Source organism: Clostridia bacterium, from assembly GCA_035561135.1.
In the GTDB taxonomy this organism is placed as follows: Bacteria; Acidobacteriota; Terriglobia; order Terriglobales; family Acidobacteriaceae; genus DATMYA01.
Window position 1 is genome coordinate 99,499 of record DATMYA010000071.1, and the last position, 22,023, is coordinate 121,521.

The window sequence follows — 22,023 nt, forward strand, 5'->3', positions numbered from 1 at the left end:
CGTCAGGGTGATTGAATCCAAGCTGGAGGATAGCGATGCCTGTTTTCTGTTCTTCATGCGGCGCGCAGGTGCCAGATGAGGCCGTGTTCTGCCAGGCTTGTGGGAGAACCGTGAACCCTGTGCCAGCGGGCGCAAGTGCAGTACCGCCTTCTCCTCAGGGTGGTGAGCGCGCATCGGCCGCGCCGAGAGCCGGGCTGGCTGACAACGTCGCAGGCGCGCTGGCGTACCTGTTCGTTCCGGCGGTGATCTTCTTGGTCATTGAGCCTTACAACAAGGATCGGTTTATCCGTTTCCATTCGTTTCAGGCGCTGGCCTACTGGGTTGTGTGGGTCGTGGCGTCGGTCGTGTTAGGCGCGATCCCGCTTCTCGGCATGTTGGTGATGCCGCTTGTCGGACTCGCGTTCTTCATCGGATGGGTTGTGCTCGGGATTAAAGCGTTTCAGGGCGCTATGTTCAAGATGCCCGTGATTGGCGATTTCGCTGAAAAACAGGCGAACCGCTAGAGGGCGTTGCCTAGCTTGGGCGACAGCGGGGCTTCACCGCCCCGCTTTTCTTTTATACAGCCACAGTTGTAGGTAGCAGCGACAAAGGGACGAGCGGTCTCTTCAACCGCGCAGTGAGATTCTCCTGTGCAACGCTGCTTGACAATCGTCCTGCGGGATGTCATTCCTATTAGCTTTTCTTTCGTGGCCGTTTCAGGTGGCACAGCTTCAGTAGAAGGGCAGAGTAAGAGGGTAAACAGTGATCGTTCGGGTCTTTTATCACGACAGGTGTTTTGACGGGGCGTGTTCGGCATCGCTCTTCGCGCGGTTTTACCGCGAACGTATCCGATCCAACGTCGAGTTCCAGTACATGGGCCTGCTGCACCGGGCCGGGGCCCTCTTCCGCGAGGAAGATTTCACGGGCGACGAGAATGCGATTGTCGATTTCAAGTACTCTGCTTCGCCCAAGATTACCTGGTGGTTTGACCATCACCAGAGCGCGTTCCTTACTCCGGGCGATGCGGCGCACTTCGAGCAACAGCCCAGCAACACCATGTTTTACGACCCGGATTTCAAGTCCTGCACCAAGCTCATCGCAACCGTGGCGGAGACACGGTTCGGGTTCAAGACAGAGCCCGTAGGGGAACTCGTCCACTGGGCGGACACGATTGACGGAGCCTCCTATCCCAGCGCCCAGGTTGCAGTGGAAATGAAGGAACCCGCGATGAAGCTCACCATGGTCATCGAGGCGACACAGGACCCGGCGTTTACGCCGCGGCTGATTCCCATGCTGGCGACCCGGCCTCTGGGTGACATCATCCGTGAGCCCCTGGTGGCCGACCTGATCCCGCCTTTAATGGAGCGCCACGGGAGATCAATTGACATCATTAAGAAACACACGGAGTGCAAAGATCGCACGCTGTTTTTTGACGTAATGGGTTATGACCTTGAGGGCTACAACAAGTTCATTCCGTATTACCTCCACCCTGACTGTATCTACAGCGTTGGGCTGAGCAAGAGCAGCTTCCGTACAAAAGTTTCTGTAGGCTCGAACCCGTGGACGACTGTGGACAAAATGACAAACCTTGCGAAGATCTGTGAACGATACGGAGGCGGCGGACACGCGAGAGTGGGAGCCATCTCATTCGAACCGGACCAGGCAGATCTCGCTCGAGCGGCGGCAAAGGAAATCGTAGAGGAATTGCGTTCTTACGTAAGAACAAACAATTGATAAGTACGCCGCATGATCTGCGGCTGAACAACGCTAAGGCGCGGACATTCTCCGCGCCTTTTTCTGTTCTGCGAACAGAACGCGATTCGGGGATTGTCGCGTAAACGGGATGGTTCAATGGTACTAAGACGACTCTTTTGGACGAGGGTCTGCCGTGCGCGAAGGAGAAACTCTGGGCAACATGCCACTGCCTCGCGGCCCGTACTTAAAGGGACACATGGCAATGACAGGCTCTACTTAGAAGTCCGGTATTAAGGTCCGCTCTAATACGCTCGTAGTACTTAGCCTTGGAAACTATTTAAGAACAATCGTTTGCGCTTGAGGGAGAGTAGATGCGCAGATAGGGTGTGTGACTCCAATCCAGAAGTGTCGCCTTGCGCACAAGGCAGCTATACCAATTCCACTGGAGTCTCTTAAATGATCGTTTTCAAGAGAGTAGCGCAACGCGTGGCATTCATTGCGATGACATTCGTTGCGACAGCCAGTATCGCAATCGCAGGTACCGTTACCATCTCAACACCAACGACTGGACAGAATGTTGGTTCACCTTTCCATGTTGTCGCTTCGGCGAGTTCATCGCATTCGATCAAGGGCTACAGCATTTACGTAGATGGCAGCAGGGTCAAGTCGGTCGCGGCGACGAAGCTCGACACCTACATCTCTGCAAGCACGGGCAAGCATCGCCTCACAATTCAGGCGCACGATAGCGCAGGATCCTATTTCCAGAGCACTACCTATCCCAATGTTGGGTCCACCAGTTCGACCTCCACGGGCTCGACGTCAACAAGTGGCGGCACCACCTTTTCGAATATCGACCAGAAAACGGGGTGGGCGTCGTGTACCGTGTGTGCCGGCGCAGGCGGTAGCGGGGCCGCCGCCAGGTACTCGATGCAACTTGGAGTCTCCTCTCCCTCCATGGACGGCCACTCGGCAAGATTCAATCTCGGCGGCAGCACGCCCTACAGCTCTGCGCTGTGGTGGAAGCAGCTTGGAGCAAACAGCAGGCTTCACCGCTTCGTTTACGACCTGTACTTCTATATGAAGAATCCCTCGGCAGCACAGGCTGTTGAGTTCGACGTGAACTATGCCACTGGCGGCAAGAAGTACATTTTCGGCACCGAGTGCGACATCAAGAATACGCACACGTGGCGCATATACTCGGCTGCTACAAGGTGGAGAAGTACCGGCATTCCCTGCGCAAAACCAGCGGCTTACAAATGGCACCACTTGGTCTGGGAATTCCAGCGCACCTCTGACAACAAGGTTAAATTCATATCGGTGACCCTGAATGGCAAGAAGAGCTACGTGAATCGTGTTTACGCACCGAAGTCGAGCGGTGCCAACGAAGTCAATGTCGCCTTCCAGATGGACGGCGACAAGTACCAGACCGACTACTCCGTATGGCTCGACAAGGTAACGCTTACGTACTGGTAGAGGGTTCATTAGCACTGCGAACGGTAGCGGCGCAAGCCGTCTTCCGGATTGCATTTATTTGAACATGCGTCATTAACTAACTAGTAAAATCATAAGGTGATTTCGAATATTAAGCTGATTTGCATTGCTCTAGCATTCCTCGTCTCCGCCGTCTTCTCTGGATCGGCTGCCGCATGGCAGGCTAGTCCTGCGGTCCCCGTAAAGAAGCCTGCTTCCACGCAGGCGCGCCGCCCGGCGAAATCGCCCGCGAAAAACCGGGCCGTCAAACTTGACCCGAAGCAGCAGTTCGTTCTGGACGTGGTGCGTTCTGCCGTTGCACTTCCGCAGCCCGATCCACAGGATCGTTTGCGAGTGCTTCAGGCGGCGGCAAACGTCGTCGGCACTTTCCGGCCGGCGTTGGCTAAGCACTATGCACGCGAAGGCTTGCGCATCGAGCAGGAACTGATCCAGCAGGGTGCCTCACCCTCGGCGTCGCTGCTTGAGCACGGACATGTGGACTGTGGCACGGTGGCGGATTTCATCGACAATATCCCGACAACAAGAGTGCCGGCGGCCGAGCAGTCGCTCGTTGGCGCAATTTCCTTCTGCCCGAAACAGGCGACCGAGCCAGCGCGTCGCAAGTTGCAGGCCGCAATGGATGAAGGCCACGTTGCCCCGCGAGCCTTGCTGGCTATGATCGAGCGGGTTGGCGCAAAGACTCCATGGTCGCAGGAGCAGTTCGCGCGCCTTTTCTCATCGCTTCCCGGAGACGCGAATGCCGCCCGTGCAGAGGCCCCAAACTTTGCCGCGATGTATTCACGGATGGCTCCCGTCGTTGACAAACCAGTTGCGCGTTCTGCCGGCATTAAGTTCCTGCTCTGGCTCGGCAAACTTGACGATAGCGGCGAACGCAGCCTCGCAGTGAACATTGCTGCTGGTTCAATGCAAGAAGCCCTGGGCGAGAAAGAGTACGAAGCTGCGCTGGCATCCGACGTGATGGCCCGGCAAGTCGCACAGGGCGCTGGTCAGGCGGGAGAGGTAGAGCATCCAGAGGAGGAGAACGTTTCCGTGCTGCAGGCGATGGACAGTAAGAGCGAGGATCGCACCGCCGATCTCGAAAAGCTTCCTGCCTCGTTGAGAGCTCGCGAGGCGGCAGCCAGCGGCTTTGCAACTGGAACTGACGGTAATTCGAAGTTGGCGGACCGCTACTTTGACCTGGCTTTCTCGGCGCTGAATGATGTTTGGCAGGACCGTTCGGCGACCAAGGACGCACCTGACATCGTGCAGGAGGTAAGCGAGGCGGCGGCACAAGTGGATGCCGTCGATGCCCTGAAACGCGCCCAGAATCTCCAGGACCAAACGGCTCAAGCCATCGCTATGATCGCGGTCGCTCGGGTCGCTGCCAATCGGCAGGAAGCGGAGCCGGCTTCCACGCCAGGCAAGAGCGCAAAGTAATGAATCGCTAGTTAGAAAGAGCCCTCCCATTCCTGGGAAGGCTCTTTCTCTGCACGGCTGAAAGCCGTCAGGCAGCCTTGCGACGATCTCGTAAGAGCTTGGCGTGATCATGAGAGGTGCGGATGCCTTCGGCCTGGCGAGCGATAATCACGCGAATGTCTTCCGGCAGCAGTTCGTTGAGGGCTTCTTCATAATCTTTCTTAGCGGTGTCCTCGCCGCTTTCAACTGCCGCCAGGATGGAGGCTTCGCCACCTCCGAGCGCAGCTTTCAGGTCGATCCAACGGCGGTGTACTGCGGCGGTAGCGGTGCCTTTACGATCTACATCCCTCTTGCCGAGTCGAATGGCTTCATTCTCGAGTTCGCCCGCGAACTGCGCGCGCTCCAGGCTCTGCTCGTTGAAGAACGCACGAATGTCCGGGTCTTCGATGTGTTCGGCAGCGTCGCGGAAGCCGTTCTGTCCATCGCGACAGGTTTCAATCAGCTTCTCCAGCGTGCCGATAACTTTTTCGTTGTCAATGTGCTCGCGTTTGATGTCAGCCATAAATGCAACCCCCTAGTTTTGAGTTCTAGATTGGATGGATACGGCTTTCAGCGGGTTGCGGTCGAGTGGCCCAGAATTCAAGGACTCGCACTTGAGCATGGCACGTTGCTGAACCACGAATGAAAGTTGCTGGAGGGGCCGGGCGGATTCGAACCGCCGACCTAGAGTTTAGGAAACTCTTGCTCTATCCAGCTGAGCTACGGCCCCGATGAGAACAGATTACCATTGGCAGGCCGTGTCGCGAAATCGGCAATGCAGTTTCCAGCGATAACGGCGGTCCCGGCAGTTATCCTTCCGGGAACATGACTTCGCTACTGTTCTTCAACTAGCACGAGACACAGCGCTTTACCCGTTCACTTCGCCGAAAAGAAGGCGATGAGTTTTAACGCGAGTGAAATGTGAGCCAGCGGTCGGCTAAAGAGTTAAGTCTTCTGAGAACGTCCGCGCCTTGCTTTATCTGCATCCTCGGCGAGGTCGCGCATGAGTGCGAAGAACGTCGGCGACTGCCCGATGAAGAGTCCCATCTCGGTCAGGAACGTCACAACGCCCATCGCAGCCCCCTTGGTTGCCGTCGGCCGCACTATCGAGCATGCCGGAAGTTTTCGGCTCAGGAAAATGGTCGGCTCAGGCATGATCAAGTTCGTCTGGAATTCCTCTCCTCCAAACGGGGGCGCATTGAGATCAGGGAATACAAGCGAAGGATCCTTCGGATCGGTCAACGCAGGTGCGTTGCCTGCTTTATCGCTCCAAGTCTGAAAATGCATAGCCTCGGTCGGACCAATACTTAGGACAATTCGCAAAGCCTCCGGGTGGGTCACTCGTTGAGCGAGCTGAGGGTACAGACTGGTCCCGCCCTGCTCAATTGTTCCAAAGTGAAAACCCGCAGTGTTAGCGATCGCTTGGATGTGATCCTTCGGAGTTAGGTCGTCATCGGTTCGAGGAATCGCCGGGTGTTGCCCCTCTTTTAGGCTTGGGACAGCTTGTTCGAAAGCGTCTCCGAAATCAGGGTTCTTGTTTCCGCTACGGTATCGTGTCCACCAGCTTGTGTCCACGCTGAGCTGCATGAGGTTCGTGAGCCGCCCAATTGTCTGAGCACCAGTCGCTTTGCTGCTCGGCAATGTACGAAACGCGTCAAGGTTAACAGTGTCCGCGCCCTTCGAAGCCAAATACGCATTGATAAAGACTTCATGGGTGAGTTCATCCTCGGTATTGTCGTGGATGTACTGTGCCATGTCTTCATCCAGAACGGCGAGAGCCTCTGTATATACCGGGTTCCCGCTTCCGCCGGGAACCTCACTGTCTTGAATCCCCCCGAGTTCGTTGTACTGCTGCCAGAGATCGGTTTCGAGGATTTCGGCTGCCGCCAGGAATCTTAGAATTGCCGCATCCCCCCGAACGAGCCGACCGCTCTTTTCTTCTGCACCTTCTTGAGCCAAGACAGATGAGCTATTGGCCAGAAGTCCTGCGCCCGCCGCGACCGCGCCAGCGGCGGCCAGTCCATTCTTCACAAAGGTGCGCCGATTCAGTGAGGTCTTCAAACCGGTCAATAGACTTTTCATGCAACATTTCCTCTTCTCCGCGTGAGGAGCTAAATCTCACGCAGAAATTTCGGATGTCGTTGGCATGGAAAAAGTTTCGTTATCGTCCGAGGAGGCACATTAGGGAATCATCCGCCCCTTTTGTGCTGTCGAGGAGAGAGACGTGTGATCCAGAGACAAGAAGCGGCCTGGCGAGTACAAGGAATTTTCCTGCGCCTTCGCTACTCCACATCGATGTCGGGATTGCGACGGTCTTGGGGAGTCTTTCGCTTTGCGTCCTGTCCCGTACTGCGCTTCGCGGCCTTGGGTGCTCCGGCACTGAAACCGCCCCTGCGATTGGCGTCGAAATCCTTTGGAGGCTTCGGTAATTTCGCAAACTCGCCCTGCAACTGCGTACGGTCCTTTAGCACGATCTCGATCTGACTCTTGTAGGCTTTCACGGTCCCCTGAATTTTGATCTCCTTACCTTCCAGGTAGCGCACGTCGCCAACGTCTCGCATGTCGCTGGGAAACACCACGACGGTGAACGGGCACCCGCGATAGTCTTCGCAGAAATTGAGGAAGGTAACACCGCTCTCAACGCGGCTAACCTTCAGTACCTTTCCGCGAATGCAGACGGACTCGCCGAGGTGCGCTCCGGCGTGTTCGAAAGGGAAGCACTCGGCGGCGGCACTCGCGCCAAGGGTAAGCGCGACTGCCATCGCAGCAAGAGAGAGCCGAAATGTTCGTGTCATTTCGTCGGTTCCATTTGAAGCGCGTTGTTGAACCGGTTGAAGTAGTTGAAAAGGCCTATGACGGCGGCGAGTTCAACGACCTGCCCTTCGTCGTAATGCGCGCAAAGCTCTGCCCAGAGGCGTTCGTCCACGTTGTTGGAATCGAGCGTCATGCGTTCGGCGAAGCGCAGCGCAATCTTCTCTTCGGGCAGGAAGTCCGATCGAGTCTCAAAGTCTGCCAGATTCTCCACCTGGTCGTGGGTATAACCGTGGCGCTCTGCCAGAGCGCTATGAGACGCCAGTCAATACTCGCACCCGTTGATTTGGCTGACGCGTACCGTGACCAGTTCCTTGAGCTTGGTGGCTACCGTGCCCGTATTCATCACGGTGCGGAAATGCGCAATCATGGTGCGTAGGTATTCCGGGCGGTGCGCCATCGTACGGAACATATTGGGTACGTTGCCGCGTTCCTTTAAGTACTGGTCATAGATATGCTTGGTCTCGCCACCCACGTCTGTGGGCTCGAGGCGTTTGATTCGCATAAGAACTCCGCTTTGAAACTACTGCTGATTCTGCCCTTGCAAACGATTGCTGTCGAGTGCGAAGTGGATGAGGAAACAGAGCCATGAGAATGTCGCTCGGGATCGGGGAACTGCGCTGGATGGGAATTGCAACCAGAGGCTCGCGCGTGGCGAGCCGTCTGGCCAGAATCTATTTAGCGAACGAGTTGATCGCAACCGCTTCGTCGTCCTTGATATCGAAGACGGTATAGAGCTTCGTGATCTGCAGGAGATCGTGAACCTTCTTCGTGAGGTTGAGCAACTTGAGTTCGCCGCCCTGGTTACGCACGCTGGTAAAAGCGCTGACCAGTTCGCCAATGCCGGAGCTGTCGATATAGGTGACGTCGCCAAGGTTCAGAAGAATCTTCTTCGTACCATGGCCAACCACGTCACGGATGGTGTCGCGTAGGACCACGCTACCCTCGCCGAGGGTAATGCGCCCGCTCAGGTCCACGATTGTGACACCGTCAATCTGCCGTGTGCTTGCTTTCATTGTCACTGAGAAGCCTCCTTGCCATCGCTGTCCGCTCCGCGGACGTGCTTAATAAGTGTTACTTCCGTTCCGGGCTCCATGTTCCGGAAGCGCACCTCGTCCATGAATGCCCGAATGAGAAAGATACCGCGTCCTGACTGCTTGAGCAGGTTCTCCGGCGCGAGCGGATCGGGGATGTCCAAAGCATCGAGCCCCTGGCCCTCGTCGCGGACAGAGATGGTCAGCGCCTGCGCACTGGTTTCAAAGACCACAGTGACACGCTTTTTCGGATCATAGGCATTGCCGTGCAGGACAGCATTGACTGCCGCTTCCCGCACTGCCATCGCGATTCGCTGTACTTCTTCTTCGTCGAATCCCGCTTTGACTCCGAAGTTCTGTGCCATCTCCTCCGCCTTGTTCACGCTTTCCAAGGTGGAGTCGAGCGTGTATGAGACCCTGGTTGCATTCATCGTTTGGTTGGGTCGCCTGCACTTATGACCGTTATAGCGCACGCGACACCGTGTCCTTCCGGGAATCCGGTAGTTTGCCCTTACGAGTGTGCAGATGTCAATGTGATCTCCTCGCTGCACTCTTAGACAACGCGGGAGGCGCTACAGTTCCCACAATCTCGAATTGCCGACTTCAATCAGCTTAGCCTAAGTTGCCTCATCCCGTCCTGCAGAACCATTTGCACGATACTAAGTCCAGCAACTGTGAGCCCCAGGAAGGCAAACACTTCGCAATCTTTGATTTTGGGCGGTTCTGGTCTGGATTCTGGCGGGCCGTAGCATTATTCTCGGGGCTGTTCATCCAAGAAGCTGTATTCTCAATGTGATGCCTACGCTTGCACTGTCCGATCTGCTTGGGTTGCCGGTTTACGATTCCGCCGGCGGCAAGGCCGGACGTGTGCGCGAAGTCGCCCTCGTGCCGCAGGAGGATCAAAATCATGTCTCCGCCTTTGTCGTGAGGACGTTGGATGGCGATCGCCTGCTCTCGACCAGCACCGTTAAGAGCTTAAACGGAGGAATCCGCAGCACGAACTCGCCAGAGAATTGGGCTCCCTACGGTAGTTCTGAAGGCATGTTGCTGCTGGAGCGCGACCTGCTCGATCAGCAGATTATCGATGTGCACGGACGCAAGGTGGTTCGTGTCAACGACGTAGATCTTCTGGCAGACACCGGCGCTTACGGCAGCATACTGCTGAGAATTGGCGCCGTTGACGTTGGCGCGCGTGGCGCCGTTCGTCGACTGCTCAAGAACGTGGTTCCTAATGCGGCACTGCGGCCGCTCCTGGCAAAAATCCCGCCGAAGATGATTCCGTGGGAGTTTGTCAACCTGATCGAGACGGACCCCGCACGCCGCGTGCGTCTGAAGATTTCGTCCGACCGTATCTCGAAGCTGCATCCAGCCGACATTGCCGACATCATCGAGGAACTGGCGCCAGCCGAGCGCGATGCCGTTTTCCAGGGGCTTGATGAAGAGACGGCTGCACACGCTTTGGAAGAAATCGATCCGAAGCTGCAGATCTCCCTCGTCAGTTCGCTCGACAACGACCGTGCGGCGGATATTGTCGAGGAGATGGACCCCGATGCCGCCGCTGACCTCCTTGGCGATCTGCCGCGCGAGCAATCAGAACAGATACTGGAAGAGATGCAACCCGAGGAGCGCGAGGAAGTCGAAGAGCTGCTCGAGTTCGAGGAAGACACCGCCGCGGGTCGCATGACGACCGACTACATGGCGCTGAGTCCTCATGCTCGCGTCAGCGATGCCGTCGAGATGATGCGCAATTTCGAGGGCGGACTGGAAAGCATGAGCACGGTTTTCCTGGTCGGCGATGCCGAAAAGCTTGTGGGCGCGGTCCCGCTCGCCAAACTGGTGCTCGCTGCGCCGGACACGCGACTGGCCGAGCTCGCGGCCGAGCCACTGATTTCCTGCTCGCCGGAAGCGGATGAAAAGGAAGTCGCCGAAATTTTCGACAAATACAACCTCCTCACTCTGCCTGTTGTGGACGAGACCGGTGCGCTCACTGGCGTGATCACTGCGGATGACGTCATCAGCATATTGCGTTCGAAGCTATAGTTCCTCTTTTTTAGCGGAATCTCGCGTCATATCTCCCTGTCGGGGGTTGGCGAGATTCCCATCGGCATTTATTCTGTAATTTCTGCGATACGAATCCTTCTGAAAAGTTGATTGGCAACAATGAAGAAACTGGCGCTGTGGAAGATCAGGCTTGTGATGTTCCTCGCTGTGGTGGGGCCAGGCTTCATTACCGCGAATGTCGACAATGACGCTGGCGGGATCTACACCTATTCGTTCGCCGGAGCGCGATTCGGATACACCCTCTTGTGGACCGTGATTCCGATGACGATTTCGCTGATCGTCATTCAGGAGATCGCCGCCAGGATGGGCGCCGTCACCGGCAAGGGCCTCAGCGATCTGATTCGCGAGGAATACGGCATCCGCATCACGTTCCTGATGATGGCCGCGCTGGTGGTGACGAACTTCTTCAATGTCATCGCCGAATTCGCCGGAGTCGCCACAAGTCTCGAACTATTCAATATAAGCAAATACGTCAGCGTACCCATTGCGGCGGCGGTTGTGTGGGTGATGATCGTCAAGGGCGACTACAAGTTCGTCGAAAAGATATTCCTTGGCGCGTCTCTCTTCTACGTTGCCTACATCGTTGCCGGCTTCCTAGCGAAACCCTATTGGCCGGATGCCCTGATGGGCTTCGTCAAGCCGCCGACGATAGCCATGATGAAGAACAACGACTACATGTACCTCGTGGTCGGTATCATTGGAGCGACGATTGCGCCCTGGATGCAGTTCTATCTTCAGGCCTCGGTCGTGGAGAAGGGAGTGACGGCAAAGCAGTACGGAGCGTCGCGTATTGACGTGATCGTCGGCGCGATTTTCGCACCTATCGTGGCGGGCTTCATCATCATCGCCTGTTCCGCGACGCTGCATAGCCACGGTCACTACAACATTCGAGACGCCGCCGATGCCGCGCAGGCGCTCGGTCCCCTTGCCGGTCAGTACGCTTCGATCTTATTCGCTGCTGGGTTATTCAATGCGTCGCTCTTTGCGGCGTCCATTCTGCCGCTTTCGACGTCGTATACGGTATGTGAAGGTCTTGGCTTTGAGTCGGGGCTGGACAAGAAGTTCGGCGAAGCACCGGTATTCTACTGGCTCTATACCCTGCTGATAGTCGCCGGGGCGGGCGTCATCCTGATACCCGGGTTCCCGCTGTTGAAGATCACGATCCTTTCGCAGGTGCTCAACGGCATCCTGCTGCCGTTTGTGCTTGTGTATATGCTTCTCCTGGTTAACAAGGCAGAACTGATGGGACGACACGTGAACTCGCGGCTTTACAACGTTATCGCCTGGTTCACGGCCGGAGCCATGATCGTGCTTACCGTGATTATGCTCAGAGGGTTCTAGCAGGCTATTGGAGTACTCAAATTGTTTCATCCTGAGTCGCGCCGCTTCCGCATGACCGAAGGATTTGCTTTGCGTCGAATAGCATATCCTTCGCTGCGCTTGGGCAGCTTCCAGCTTTTCATTGCCTACAGAGAAGCGCCATGCTGTTAGAGCAGCTTGCCGGAAGCGATGTCTGCAACTAAGCCTTTGTCTGCTTCGAGGAAGTCGTAGTGCGGCAAAGCTTCGCGCTTCACCCATCGGATGTCGCGGAAGATGCGGTTGTCGAGTTCGCCTTCGAAAGTCTCGACAAGGTAGAAACGCAGATCGATAGCTGCGCCGTTCTTGTAATTGTGCTGAATGCGCGCGACCTCTGTGCCGACCGTGGGCGTGATTCCGAGCTCCTCTTCCAGTTCGCGTACCAGGGCCGCGACTGATTCTTCACCCTGTTCGATCTTGCCGCCGGGGAACTCCCATTGCAGCGCCATGGGCTGATACTTCGTGCGCTGGCAGATCAGAATCTCATCCTCTCGAACGATCAACGCCGCCACCACCTGTTTCATCTTCCTGATCTTTCTTGAACGGATACTCCAGAGCTACCATCTTAGGACGAGCGAGATCCGTTTGGCGACATCCAATATCATGCGCAATCACGAAATGCGTTCGAGATAGCTTCCGACCAGGCGGGCCGCGTGTTCACAGAGCTGGCGATCGTCGTCGCCAAATGCCGCAGGGACGTGACTGTCGATGTCGAGTTCTCCTACCACTTCGCCGCGAACGTAAATTGGCACAACGATTTCCGATTTCGTCTCGATCGAGCAGGACAGATATCGCGGATCGGAATGGACGTCGTCCACCACAACCGTTTCGCCGGACGAAGCGGCGGCACCGCAGATGCCCTGGTTCAGCGGAATGCGTTTATGAGGAGTTTCCGCGCCAACATACGGCCCAAGCACAAGCACGGGATCCACGCCGGGAAGACTGCTCTTCTCGATCATGTAGAAGCCGACCCAGTGGTAGTTGGGAAGATATTGTTGCAGGCGTCCCACGATCAACGACATGAGATCTTGAACGGTAGGGGCGCCCTCAAGCGCCTGGTCGAGTTCGCGGGCAATTTCCTGTGTGTTGCGCATGATGGATATTAAAGCAGAGAAAACTGGAACGCGTCAGCAGGAGCGCGGCCCAGTCGCTTGCGCTGTGGGCGTCGCGGAGGAATCGGCGATCTGGCGTATGCCCGGGGGCTGATTCGTTCGGTTGGGCTCCATCGCCCACGCCAGCGCGCGCAAGCCATCGAGCAGCGTGGGCGCGGGGGTATTGAGCAGCTCGTCGCTTACGCAGAATACCTGGCGCGTGCGAGCTGCCTTCGTCTCGATCCAGTCGCGCTCGCTAATGACTTTCTCCAGTGGCACGCGGTTTCCTGCGCCGCACCAGGCGGCAACGATCACGTCAGGATTATCCGTGCGTACTGCATCAGCGTCGGTCTTTTGTCCCGGTTCGCCGATGAACTCACCGCCAGCGGCCTCCACGAGCTCCTTCACCCACGGTTGCGAGTGGATGATGGGCTTGCCCCACTCCTCGCAGAAGACGCGCGGTCGGGAATTGCATCTGGTGCTGGCCCGCCGCACAAGCTCGATCTCCATCTGCATATCGCTGACAAGCCTTTCGCCTGAGGCGCCTGCGCCCATGATGCCCGCAATCGCCAGCATGTCCGAGTAAACATCTGCGAGAGTTCGCGGGGCGAGTCCGAGGAAACGTATTCCGGCTTTGAGTATCTCTGCCACGGCTTCCAACTGGTAAGGCACGGATGCGATGACGAGGTCCGGATTCGCGCCTATGATCTGGCTGGCTTGAGCGGTCCAGGAATCTGAAATGATGAGCCGAGTGCCGTCACCAGCGTGGGGACATACGTCCTGGCAATAGCGCGTGCAGGCGACGACACGATCCAGCAGGCCGAGCCGATCGAGCGTGACCGTCGCGCTTGGTTGCAGCGAGGCCACGCGATATGGATATGTGATAGCTGACATGGGAATTGTGCGGTCCGTCGCCCCAGTCTACTTGAAACCTTGGCGACAATTTAGCAAACTGGTGTGCATGTACTCGGCCCAGCTTTTGGATCATTTTCAGAACCCACGAAACGCGGGCGAACTCGCACATGCAACCTCTATGGCCGAGGTTCAGAATCCCGCATGCGGCGATGTCCTACAGCTCTGGTTGAGGGTTGATGAAGGATTTATCGCCGCCGCCTCATTCCGCGCGAGAGGTTGCGTCTCGGCGATGGCTTGCGCTTCGGCACTAACGGAGTTGCTCTCGGGAATGCCGGTCATGGAAGCGCGAAGGCTCGGGAAGGAGCAACTGCTTCAAGCCGTCGGCGGAGTGCCGGAGGCTTCGACGCACGCGATCCAATTAGCGTTGGACGCGATTGGCGCGGCATTGTCCAACTAACTGAATCCGCAGCGGTGCGCTAACAGCGGATCCTTCGCTGCGCTCAGGATACCCCGCATTGCTTCGCTGTCTCCTCCAGCAGCGACTTCGCTGTCTCCAGCAGCGTGTCAGGCAATTGGCTTGTAAATAGTCCAGTCGCGCTCGGCGGCCATGATTTCTAAATCGGGATTGGGGTTGATTGCGAACGCATGTCTCGCCACCTCGAGCATGGCTGCGTCATGAACGGAGTTTCCGAAGGCTACGCTGATAGGACGCCCAATGACCTCGCGGATGGCTTTGGCCTTGCCCTGACCGGTTGGTACTCGTAGCAGGCGAGCGCTCGCGCGGTCGCCGTCCATTTGGACGCAAGCGGCAATAACGTGTTCCGCGGGAATTCCGAAGCGGCGCACACCTTCGGTAATGACCCATTCGTTGGTGGAAGAAACCGCCCACAGATGACATCCCTTTTCGGCGAGTCTGCGCGTTAGCTCCTGAAGCTCAGGAAAGATGCGCTTGGCTACATGCTCGTGAAAGAACTCGGCGGCGGCGTGCCGGATGTTCTCCACGTTGATGCCGCGATGGATCGTGACCATTTCGCCACACATCGTCTCTTCATCGACTTTACCGGCCTTGTAATCCCTATATCGAGGAAGTGCCCATGCTGCGACTTCTGGCGAGATCAGGCCGTGCTCGATCTCCCAATAGAAGAACTCGGCACCGGCGTCGCCGGACCAAAGCGTTCCGTCGCAATCGAAGACAGCGACGCGAGGACGAAGTTGCAGGATGGATTCAACGAAATCCTGGGGGGCAGGGGCGGGGGCGGACTGAGTCACTGCTGTACTGTCTCCTGACATCATCTGAAACTGGCGCCGAGCCGTGCGTAATCGTCCGGCGTATTGATGTTTGCGGCCACCAGCGGGTCCTCGACTGGAACATACACGATGTGGTCGGCATTGGCATGCATCACATCGCGCGCCGTGGTTGTCAACGGAGCCCTCAGCAGCAACTCCATCATCTCGCGAGCAAGCACAATAGGATGACCATGCTGTCCGCCAAACTCGGGTACCGTCGCCCACATGCCATGTTCAAGGCCCTCCAGAAAAGCAGCGTGCAGTCGCATGACGGTGGATTCCAGCACGGGAGGACGGTCAACAAGTGCAACCATTGCGGCGTCGCGCCCGTACTGCAACACGGATTGCAGTCCCGCCTTCAGCGAACTGAACTGACCCAACTCGGGGGCGGTGTTCTCAACCAGGAACGCGCCTTGCGAATAAATAGTGGGAGCAAGCAGGTCGGAATTGCTTCCGGTCACCACCAGCACCATCTCGGTATGCTGCTTCAGGAGTTCGATCGTGCAACTCAGAAAGCTCCTTACAGCGCCGCCTGTGCCGTCCGCAATCGGCGGCCAGGGCAGTAATGCCTTGTCGCGTCCCATGCGCGACGATTCACCGGCCGCAAGGATGACGCCCAAAATACTTGGAGAACGGCTCATGCGAGAAAGATAGCACCCACTTGCCTGCGAAGCTACATTGTCGGCTCGCGCCCCGGCGTGGCACTCGCGCAAAATGCGGATTCAACTCGTTTTCTGGTATGTTGACGACCATATGGCGAACAAGCGCGTTGCGGTCATTCCGGGTGACGGCATTGGCAGGGAAGTGATTCCTGCCGCTCTCAAGGTAGTGCGCGCGACTGGCGCGCCGGTGGAGTTCACCAAGTTCGACTGGGGCGCTGAGCGGTATCTCAAGGACGGTACCACGGTCCCGCCGGATGGCTTCCAGATGCTGAGCCGCGATTTCGACGCAATCCTGCTGGGTGCCGTAGGCGATCCCCGAGTTCCATCCAACCAGCATGGCAAGGAAATCCTGCTGGGCCTGCGCTTCAAGCTCGACCTCTACGCTAATGTGCGTCCCGTGAAACTGCTGGATGCCGCGCTGTGTCCGCTGAAGAATGCGCGCGTGGAAGATGTCAATTTCACCGTGATTCGCGAGAACACCGAAGGCGTCTATGCCGGCATGGGCGGCTTCTTCAAGAAGGACACTCCGGACGAGATCGCCACGCAAGAAGACGTCAACACGCGAAAAGGCGTTGAGCGCGTCATCCGTTTTGCTTTCGAGTATGCGCGCGCGAACGGACGCAAGAAGGTCATGATGTCCGACAAGTCGAACGTCATGACATACGCGGGTGGTTTGTGGCAGCGAGTGTTCAAGGACGTTGCTGCCGAGTACGGCGACATCGAGCCGCAGCATATGCTCGTGGACGCGCTTTGTCTTCAGATGGTGCGCGAGCCGCAATCTCTCGATGTCATCGTCACCAACAACATGTTCGGCGACATCATCACGGACCTTGCCGCGGCACTGCAAGGCGGTTTGGGAATGGCAGCCAGCGGTAACATCCATCCGGGCCGGACTTCGATGTTTGAGCCCGTACACGGTTCGGCTCCGCCGCTTGCCGGCAAGAACCTCGCAAATCCCATAGGTTCTATCCTCACATCCGCCATGATGCTCGACTATCTGGGAATGAAGACCGAGGCCGCCCGAATCGAAAGCGCCGTGGCGGCCGCTGTGCGTGAGAAGAAGATGACCTCAGACGTGGGCGGAGCGCTCGGTAGTCGCGAGTGCACGGACTACATTGCTTCCCGCATCCAAGTGACAGCCGGAACCTCCGGACAGGGCGCACTGATTTGACCGGTTTCCAAAATATCCAGCGAGTCTGTCTTGCCGCAGTCCTGACCATCGGAGCCTTCATCTGCCCGGTTGCGCAGGCGCCTCGTCAGCCGGCGCAGCAACCAGCTCCGGCAGTCCAGCAGCAGCCATCGGTATCGCCACAGACCGGTTCGCCGACGCCACTGCCTGATCCTGCGACGGCTCCAGTCGAACGCACGATATCGCCTGCGGAGACCAAGGAACTGCTAGATTCCGTCGACGAGATTCTGGCCTTCGCAAGCAAAGATTCCGGGTTGCCAATCAAGCACAAGGTTAAGCGCCAACTCGCGACACGCGAAGAGGTTGTCAAGTATCTCGAAGAACGGCTGAAGGACGACGAAGATGCCGAGCGGATGGAGCGCTCCGCAACCACGCTGAAAAAGTTTGGCCTGCTGCCGCGCGACTTCAACCTGCGTCCTTTTCTGCTCGATCTGCTCAAGGAGCAGGTTGCCGGCTTCTACGACACGAAGACGAAAACCGTCTACATGCTGGATTGGGTGGAACCGGAAGCGCAGAAAGCGGTGCTGGCCCACGAGTTAACTCATGCGTTACAAGACCAAAACTTCGGGCTGGAAAAGTGGGCAAGCGGATCGTCTAAGGCAAAGAACGATGCTGAGAGCGCGGAGCGTGACGAGCAAAGATCGGCTCGCCAGGGAGTGATCGAGGGGCAGGCGATGGTCGTGCTGCTCGACTACACGTTGGCGCCCGTAGGCAAGAGCGTTGCTGACTCTCCGCAACTTATTGAGGCCATGAAAGCGGGCATGTTAGCCGGGGGCGCTACGCCACTATATTCCCAGGCTCCGCTGTTCCTGAAGGAGGCGCTAACATTTCCGTACACCTATGGACTCGACTTCGTGCGGGAAGTGCTGACCAAGCGCGGGCGCGACGTCGCTTTCACGGGCGTGCTTAAGGACCCGCCGAATAGCACACGGCAGGTCATGCAGCCAAATACATACCTTGCCCGCGAGTCTGTCCCGCAGCTCGCTGTCCCCGACTTCGATAAGCTGATAGCTGGCGGCTACGAGCGTTTCGACTTCGGCTCCATCGGACAGTTCGATGTCTGGGTGATGCTCAAGACGTGGATTGGCGCGAAAACCGCCGACGAACACTCCGGCACCTGGCGCGGAGGCTATTACTACGCGGCAAAGAAAGCGAAAAGCGCTCCGGATGCTCCTGTAGCGATGGTCTATGTTTCGCGGTGGACAGACGCCGCAGCCGCCCGCGAGTACGCGCGGCTCTACGCTGAATCACTGCCCAAGCGCTACAAGTCGGTCAAACAGGTCAGGGCACTTGGTGCCGAGGGCGGTCAGTGGGACACAGACGAAGGCTTGGTAGTGCTGGAGCGTCGCGGAGACACGCTGGTCGCCAGTGAAGGCTTCGAAAGCGAGTTCGCCGACAAGGTGTGCGGTGTGGTCTTTGAACAAAGCAGTCGCTAAGTTTTCGTTGATGGCCGCACGCAACTCGAAGCAGGATGAACTTCACCGGCGTTCCCGCGCAAGGTGACAACTCGAATTGGACGTTTGCTCCTGTATAATCGCGCGTTCTGCTGCAATCTTCATTCACACTTTTTTACGCAATAGGAGAGCCGTTTTGGCAAAGGCAGATATCGGTATTCTTGGCGGCAGCGGCCTGTATCACATGAAGGGTTTGACTGACGTACACGAGGTTTCGCTCGACACTCCCTTCGGAAAGCCGTCTGACAATTACGTCATTGGCATGTTGGCGGGACGCAGAGTCGCCTTTCTCGCTCGACACGGGCGTGGTCACAAGATCATGCCAACGGAGCTGAACTTCCGCGCGAACATCTATGGATTCAAGGAACTTGGCGTCGAGCGCATCCTGTCCGTCTCCGCCGTGGGTTCGCTGAAGGAAAAACACAAGCCGCTCGACTTCGTGGTGCCCGACCAGTTCTACGATCGAACCAAGCAGCGAGTCTCTACGTTCTTCGGAGATGGCATCGTGGCGCATATTGCGTTCGGCGATCCGGTTTGCATGGATGTGGCCCGCATCGCGCACTCTGCGTGCGAGAAAGTCGGAGTGAACTCCAAGCTCGGCGGAACCTACGTCTGCATGGAAGGCCCGCAGTTCTCAACCAAGGCTGAGAGCAACCTGTATCGAAGCTGGGGTATGGACGTGATCGGCATGACGAACTTGCAGGAAGCCAAGCTGGCGCGGGAGGCTGAGATCTGTTACGCGACCATCGCTATGGTCACCGACTTCGACTGCTGGCATCCGGATCACGATGACGTGACCGTTGACCAGATCGTTGCCGTTCTGCTCAAGAATGCCGAAAACGCAGCCGATGTCGTACGTGAGGCCGTTGCGGCCATGCCGAAAGAGCGTACTTGTAAGTGCGGCTCAGCGTTGGCGACGGCGATTCTCACGTCGAAGGATGCTGTTCCTCCGGCGACCCGCAAACGGCTGGACCTGATCATTGGAAAATACTTTACGGATAAGAAGGTGGGGGCATAGCGTGTCCATCCTGGTTGTGGGTTCTGTTGCATTTGATACTTTGAAGACGCCTTTCGGCGTTCGGGAAAAGATCATTGGCGGCTCGGCTACATATTTTTCGCTGTCCGCAAGTTTCTTCACCGATGTGCGTGTCGTGGGCGTCGTAGGCGAAGACTTCACGCCTGAGCACGAAAACGTGATGAAGTCGCGTGGGATCGACACCCGTGGCATTGAGCACGCGAAAGGAAAGACCTTCCATTGGGGCGGCGAGTATGGCGAGAATCTTAATGAAGCGAAGACAAAATTCACGGACCTAAATGTCTTCCAGAATTTCAAGCCGCAGATCCCTGACGAATATCTTGACTCGCAGTTCCTTTTCCTGGCCAACATCGACCCCGTGTTGCAGTCGGACGTTCGCGACAAGGTGCCAGGGGCGAAGATGGTTGGCGGCGACACCATGAATCTCTGGATCGACATCAAGCGCACCCAGCTGCTGGAAACGCTGCGCAAGGTGGACATTCTGCTCATCAACGACGGTGAAGCCAAGATGCTCGCTGCTGATGCCAGCCTGCCGCGCGCCGCACGCAAAATACTGGATGTGGGGCCGCGTGCGCTCGTCATTAAGCACGGAGAGTATGGCGCGACTATTTTCTTCCGCGACGGAGTATTCGGTGTTGGCGGACATCATCCCTTCCGCGCCCCGGCTTTGCCGCTCGACGAAGTGCATGACCCAACGGGCGCAGGCGACTGCTTCGCCGGAGGCTTCATGGGCTACATTGCGTCGCAAGGCGAGATCACGCGCGAAGTCCTGAAGCGCGCGATGTTCTACGGCAGCGTGATGGGTTCCTTCGCAGTCGAACGTTTCGGCCCAGAGCGTTTACAGATACTTACGCGCGAGGAAATTGACCAACGCTTCCAGCTCTTCCGCGATCTCACGCACCTCGACTAAGGAAGCATTCGTGAGCGACACCGAACAGCGTGGCGGCAGACGAGACGTGCTCATCGTCGCCGCCATAGCTTCCGTGATTTCGATTCTCGCGCTCGTTCATTTCTTTCGCGCGGGCGAACTCCTTCTCTACGGTGACGCCGTCGCACACATCAACATCGCCCGCCGAGTCTTCGATTCTCGGTCGCCGGGTCCTCTGCAATTAGGCACCGTGTGGTTGCCATTTCCGCACGTCGCCATGATCCCATTCATCGTAAATGACTGGATGTGGCGCACCGGAGTCGGTGGGGCCGTCCCGTCGATGCTCGCCTATGTGTTTGGCGTAGTCGGCGTCTTCCGGCTGGTTCGCGGACGTACGAGTCGATTTCCTGCCATCTTTGCCTCAGCGCTTTACGGCCTCAATCCAAACCTGCTCTACATGCAGTCCACGGCGATGAATGAGCCCATCATGCTGGCCGAGATGATCTGGGCCGTCGTTTACCTCGACGAGTTTGCACGCGGCCTGTTCGCCGGGAGCAACACGGCAGGTCACGTCGCCAGCCTCGCTCCGCACCAGGCGTTGGCGCGCTGCGGACTGGTCCTCGGAGCCGCCATCCTCACGCGCTATGACGGATGGGTGCTGGCTGCCTCCTGCGGCGTCGTCGCTCTTGTGTTGCTTTGGCGCGCGTGGCCAGAAATGGGGGCTGAAACTCGCCGAAAGACAAGCCGTTCCGCCCTTGCGTTTTTAGTATTCTGCGCTGTCGTACCGGCTCTGTGGCTCTCGCACAATTACGCCATTTCAGCGCGACCGCTCGACTTTCTTAACGGCCCGTACTCGGCGAAGGCCATTGAAGCGCGTACGACGAAGCCCGGAGACCCGCTGCACCCCGGCACGCACGACATGAAGGTTGCCGCCATTTATTTCTGGCAGTCAGCGAAGTTGAATATTGCCGAGCGGCCTTTCCATTTGTATCTCACGCTTATGGTTTTGTTCGGTACCGCAGTTGCTATTCGGCGATGGCGGCGGTTCGGGATACTTCTGCTGCTGTGGCTGCCTTTGCCGTTTTATAGCTACTCGGTCGCTTACGGCAGCGTGCCGATCTTCATGCCAGTCTGGTGGCCGCACTCGTACTACAACGTGCGGTATGGGCTGGAACTGCTCGCCGCCTTCGCCGTCTTCGGAGCGCTTCCGCTCGGCCTGTTCGAGGCTCGCCGCCGCACGGGAAAAATCGTTGCGGGGGTTGCTGCCTGTGGGATTCTGGCCCTTCTTTATATCCCCGTCGCGCTCGCTACGCCTATCAGCTTGCGGGAGGCTCGCGTAAACTCGCGCACTCGCGTTGCGCTGGAACAGCGGCTTGCGCAGATTCTTCGCAGCACTGACGCTAATTCCACCATTCTGATGTTCACGGGTGAGTATGTCGGCGCTTTGCAGCGCAGCGGGATTCCGCTTCGCCGCGTCATTTCGGAAGCCGTGCACCCCGACTGGGAAGTCGCTTTGCAGGAACCAGCGCGCCGGGCGGACTATATTGTCGCCATCAGGGGAGATGAAGTCTGGTACGCAGCACAGCTCCATCCTCAAGGCTTGCGTGTTTTAGCTGACTTCCAGCCTGACGGCAAGCCGCGAGTCATCGTCTACCAAAGCGATGTGCGGCCGAACCCATGAGTCGAATTCCGCAAGGTGTTAGAATCCAGCGAAATTGTT

Annotated in this window: 24 protein-coding genes and 1 tRNA gene; 12 read left to right on the plus strand and 13 right to left on the minus strand. The window is 57.4% G+C overall.

Translation table 11 applies throughout. The features are described 5' to 3' along the window. Nucleotides 1–35: 35 nt before the first annotated feature. From VN622_14760 to VN622_14775, 4 genes are all read left to right on the plus strand, one after another. Complete coding sequence (locus VN622_14760; GenBank protein ID HWR37122.1) at nucleotides 36–503, plus strand: zinc-ribbon domain-containing protein; 468 nt, start codon at nucleotides 36–38, stop codon at nucleotides 501–503. A gap of 238 nt (nucleotides 504–741) precedes the next feature. Further along, on the plus strand, nucleotides 742–1,713 hold the full coding sequence (locus VN622_14765; protein HWR37123.1) for a phosphoesterase: 972 nt from the start codon (nucleotides 742–744) through the stop codon (nucleotides 1,711–1,713). A gap of 417 nt (nucleotides 1,714–2,130) precedes the next feature. Further along, nucleotides 2,131–3,147: an Ig-like domain-containing protein gene (locus tag VN622_14770; protein ID HWR37124.1), complete on the plus strand. Its 1,017-nt coding sequence runs from the start codon at nucleotides 2,131–2,133 to the stop codon at nucleotides 3,145–3,147. A 96-nt stretch (nucleotides 3,148–3,243) separates the two neighbouring features. After that, nucleotides 3,244–4,581: a hypothetical protein gene (locus VN622_14775; protein ID HWR37125.1), complete on the plus strand. Its 1,338-nt coding sequence runs from the start codon at nucleotides 3,244–3,246 to the stop codon at nucleotides 4,579–4,581. 67 nt (nucleotides 4,582–4,648) lie between these two features. Here the strand turns inward: VN622_14775 and VN622_14780 are convergent, their stop codons facing one another. From VN622_14780 to VN622_14815, 8 genes are all read right to left on the minus strand, one after another. After that, nucleotides 4,649–5,122, minus strand: coding sequence for a PA2169 family four-helix-bundle protein (locus VN622_14780; GenBank protein HWR37126.1), 474 nt, complete (start codon nucleotides 5,120–5,122; stop codon nucleotides 4,649–4,651). Nucleotides 5,123–5,252: 130 nt separating this feature from the next. Continuing rightward, a tRNA-Arg gene (locus VN622_14785) sits at nucleotides 5,253–5,329 on the minus strand. 215 nt (nucleotides 5,330–5,544) lie between these two features. Further along, nucleotides 5,545–6,681: a ferritin-like domain-containing protein gene (locus VN622_14790; GenBank protein ID HWR37127.1), complete on the minus strand. Its 1,137-nt coding sequence runs from the start codon at nucleotides 6,679–6,681 to the stop codon at nucleotides 5,545–5,547. Nucleotides 6,682–6,881: 200 nt separating this feature from the next. Further along, nucleotides 6,882–7,394 (minus strand): hypothetical protein, encoded by a 513-nt coding sequence (locus tag VN622_14795; GenBank protein ID HWR37128.1) that lies wholly within the window; start codon nucleotides 7,392–7,394, stop codon nucleotides 6,882–6,884. Next, nucleotides 7,391–7,624, minus strand: a complete 234-nt coding sequence (locus VN622_14800) for a hypothetical protein (GenBank protein HWR37129.1) — start codon at nucleotides 7,622–7,624, stop codon at nucleotides 7,391–7,393. The genes VN622_14795 and VN622_14800 overlap by 4 nt, the downstream gene beginning before the upstream one ends. A 51-nt stretch (nucleotides 7,625–7,675) precedes the next feature. Further along, the gene (locus tag VN622_14805; protein HWR37130.1) at nucleotides 7,676–7,915 is read right to left on the minus strand and encodes a carboxymuconolactone decarboxylase family protein; all 240 of its coding nucleotides are present in this window, start codon (nucleotides 7,913–7,915) and stop codon (nucleotides 7,676–7,678) included. 169 nt (nucleotides 7,916–8,084) lie between these two features. Then, a complete protein-coding gene (locus VN622_14810; GenBank protein HWR37131.1) occupies nucleotides 8,085–8,432 on the minus strand; it encodes an STAS domain-containing protein in 348 nt (115 codons plus the stop codon). Continuing rightward, nucleotides 8,429–8,875 (minus strand): ATP-binding protein, encoded by a 447-nt coding sequence (locus VN622_14815; protein HWR37132.1) that lies wholly within the window; start codon nucleotides 8,873–8,875, stop codon nucleotides 8,429–8,431. Before VN622_14815 ends, VN622_14810 begins: the two co-directional genes overlap by 4 nt. Before the next feature lie 364 nt (nucleotides 8,876–9,239). On the opposite strand from VN622_14815, the gene VN622_14820 reads away from it, so the two are divergent. Next, nucleotides 9,240–10,484 carry a CBS domain-containing protein gene (locus VN622_14820; GenBank protein HWR37133.1) on the plus strand — a complete coding sequence of 415 codons (1,245 nt, stop codon included), beginning with the start codon at nucleotides 9,240–9,242 and terminating at the stop codon, nucleotides 10,482–10,484. A 120-nt stretch (nucleotides 10,485–10,604) separates the two neighbouring features. Then, nucleotides 10,605–11,846 carry an Nramp family divalent metal transporter gene (locus tag VN622_14825; protein ID HWR37134.1) on the plus strand — a complete coding sequence of 414 codons (1,242 nt, stop codon included), beginning with the start codon at nucleotides 10,605–10,607 and terminating at the stop codon, nucleotides 11,844–11,846. 146 nt (nucleotides 11,847–11,992) lie between these two features. Here VN622_14825 and VN622_14830 read toward each other — a convergent pair whose 3' ends face one another. The 3 genes from VN622_14830 to VN622_14840 form a co-directional block, all read right to left on the minus strand. Further along, the gene (locus VN622_14830) at nucleotides 11,993–12,385 is read right to left on the minus strand and encodes a (deoxy)nucleoside triphosphate pyrophosphohydrolase (protein HWR37135.1); all 393 of its coding nucleotides are present in this window, start codon (nucleotides 12,383–12,385) and stop codon (nucleotides 11,993–11,995) included. Nucleotides 12,386–12,472: 87 nt separating this feature from the next. Next, nucleotides 12,473–12,955 carry a GAF domain-containing protein gene (locus VN622_14835; GenBank protein ID HWR37136.1) on the minus strand — a complete coding sequence of 161 codons (483 nt, stop codon included), beginning with the start codon at nucleotides 12,953–12,955 and terminating at the stop codon, nucleotides 12,473–12,475. Nucleotides 12,956–12,988: 33 nt separating this feature from the next. After that, nucleotides 12,989–13,846, minus strand: coding sequence for an ABC transporter substrate-binding protein (locus VN622_14840; protein ID HWR37137.1), 858 nt, complete (start codon nucleotides 13,844–13,846; stop codon nucleotides 12,989–12,991). A 67-nt stretch (nucleotides 13,847–13,913) separates the two neighbouring features. Here VN622_14840 and VN622_14845 point away from each other — a divergent pair, with 67 nt between their 5' ends. Beyond that, nucleotides 13,914–14,264, plus strand: coding sequence for an iron-sulfur cluster assembly scaffold protein (locus VN622_14845; protein ID HWR37138.1), 351 nt, complete (start codon nucleotides 13,914–13,916; stop codon nucleotides 14,262–14,264). A gap of 107 nt (nucleotides 14,265–14,371) precedes the next feature. Here VN622_14845 and VN622_14850 read toward each other — a convergent pair whose 3' ends face one another. Both VN622_14850 and VN622_14855 read right to left on the minus strand, forming a co-directional pair. After that, complete coding sequence (locus tag VN622_14850) at nucleotides 14,372–15,076, minus strand: haloacid dehalogenase-like hydrolase (GenBank protein ID HWR37139.1); 705 nt, start codon at nucleotides 15,074–15,076, stop codon at nucleotides 14,372–14,374. A 20-nt stretch (nucleotides 15,077–15,096) separates the two neighbouring features. After that, nucleotides 15,097–15,735, minus strand: coding sequence for a nucleotidyltransferase family protein (locus tag VN622_14855; GenBank protein ID HWR37140.1), 639 nt, complete (start codon nucleotides 15,733–15,735; stop codon nucleotides 15,097–15,099). Between the two features lie 73 nt (nucleotides 15,736–15,808). Here VN622_14855 and VN622_14860 point away from each other — a divergent pair, with 73 nt between their 5' ends. The 5 genes from VN622_14860 (at nucleotide 15,809) to VN622_14880 (ending at nucleotide 21,984) form a co-directional block, all read left to right on the plus strand. After that, nucleotides 15,809–16,927 carry a 3-isopropylmalate dehydrogenase gene (locus VN622_14860; protein ID HWR37141.1) on the plus strand — a complete coding sequence of 373 codons (1,119 nt, stop codon included), beginning with the start codon at nucleotides 15,809–15,811 and terminating at the stop codon, nucleotides 16,925–16,927. After that, on the plus strand, nucleotides 16,924–18,381 hold the full coding sequence (locus tag VN622_14865) for a hypothetical protein (protein HWR37142.1): 1,458 nt from the start codon (nucleotides 16,924–16,926) through the stop codon (nucleotides 18,379–18,381). The genes VN622_14860 and VN622_14865 overlap by 4 nt, the downstream gene beginning before the upstream one ends. 154 nt (nucleotides 18,382–18,535) lie before the next feature. After that, the gene (gene mtnP / locus VN622_14870) at nucleotides 18,536–19,417 is read left to right on the plus strand and encodes an S-methyl-5'-thioadenosine phosphorylase (protein ID HWR37143.1); all 882 of its coding nucleotides are present in this window, start codon (nucleotides 18,536–18,538) and stop codon (nucleotides 19,415–19,417) included. A gap of 1 nt (nucleotide 19,418) precedes the next feature. Beyond that, entirely contained in the window at nucleotides 19,419–20,345 is a 927-nt protein-coding gene (locus VN622_14875) for a PfkB family carbohydrate kinase (GenBank protein ID HWR37144.1), read from the plus strand. Nucleotides 20,346–20,355: 10 nt separating this feature from the next. Then, nucleotides 20,356–21,984 carry a hypothetical protein gene (locus VN622_14880; GenBank protein HWR37145.1) on the plus strand — a complete coding sequence of 543 codons (1,629 nt, stop codon included), beginning with the start codon at nucleotides 20,356–20,358 and terminating at the stop codon, nucleotides 21,982–21,984. Nucleotides 21,985–22,023 lie beyond the last annotated feature (39 nt).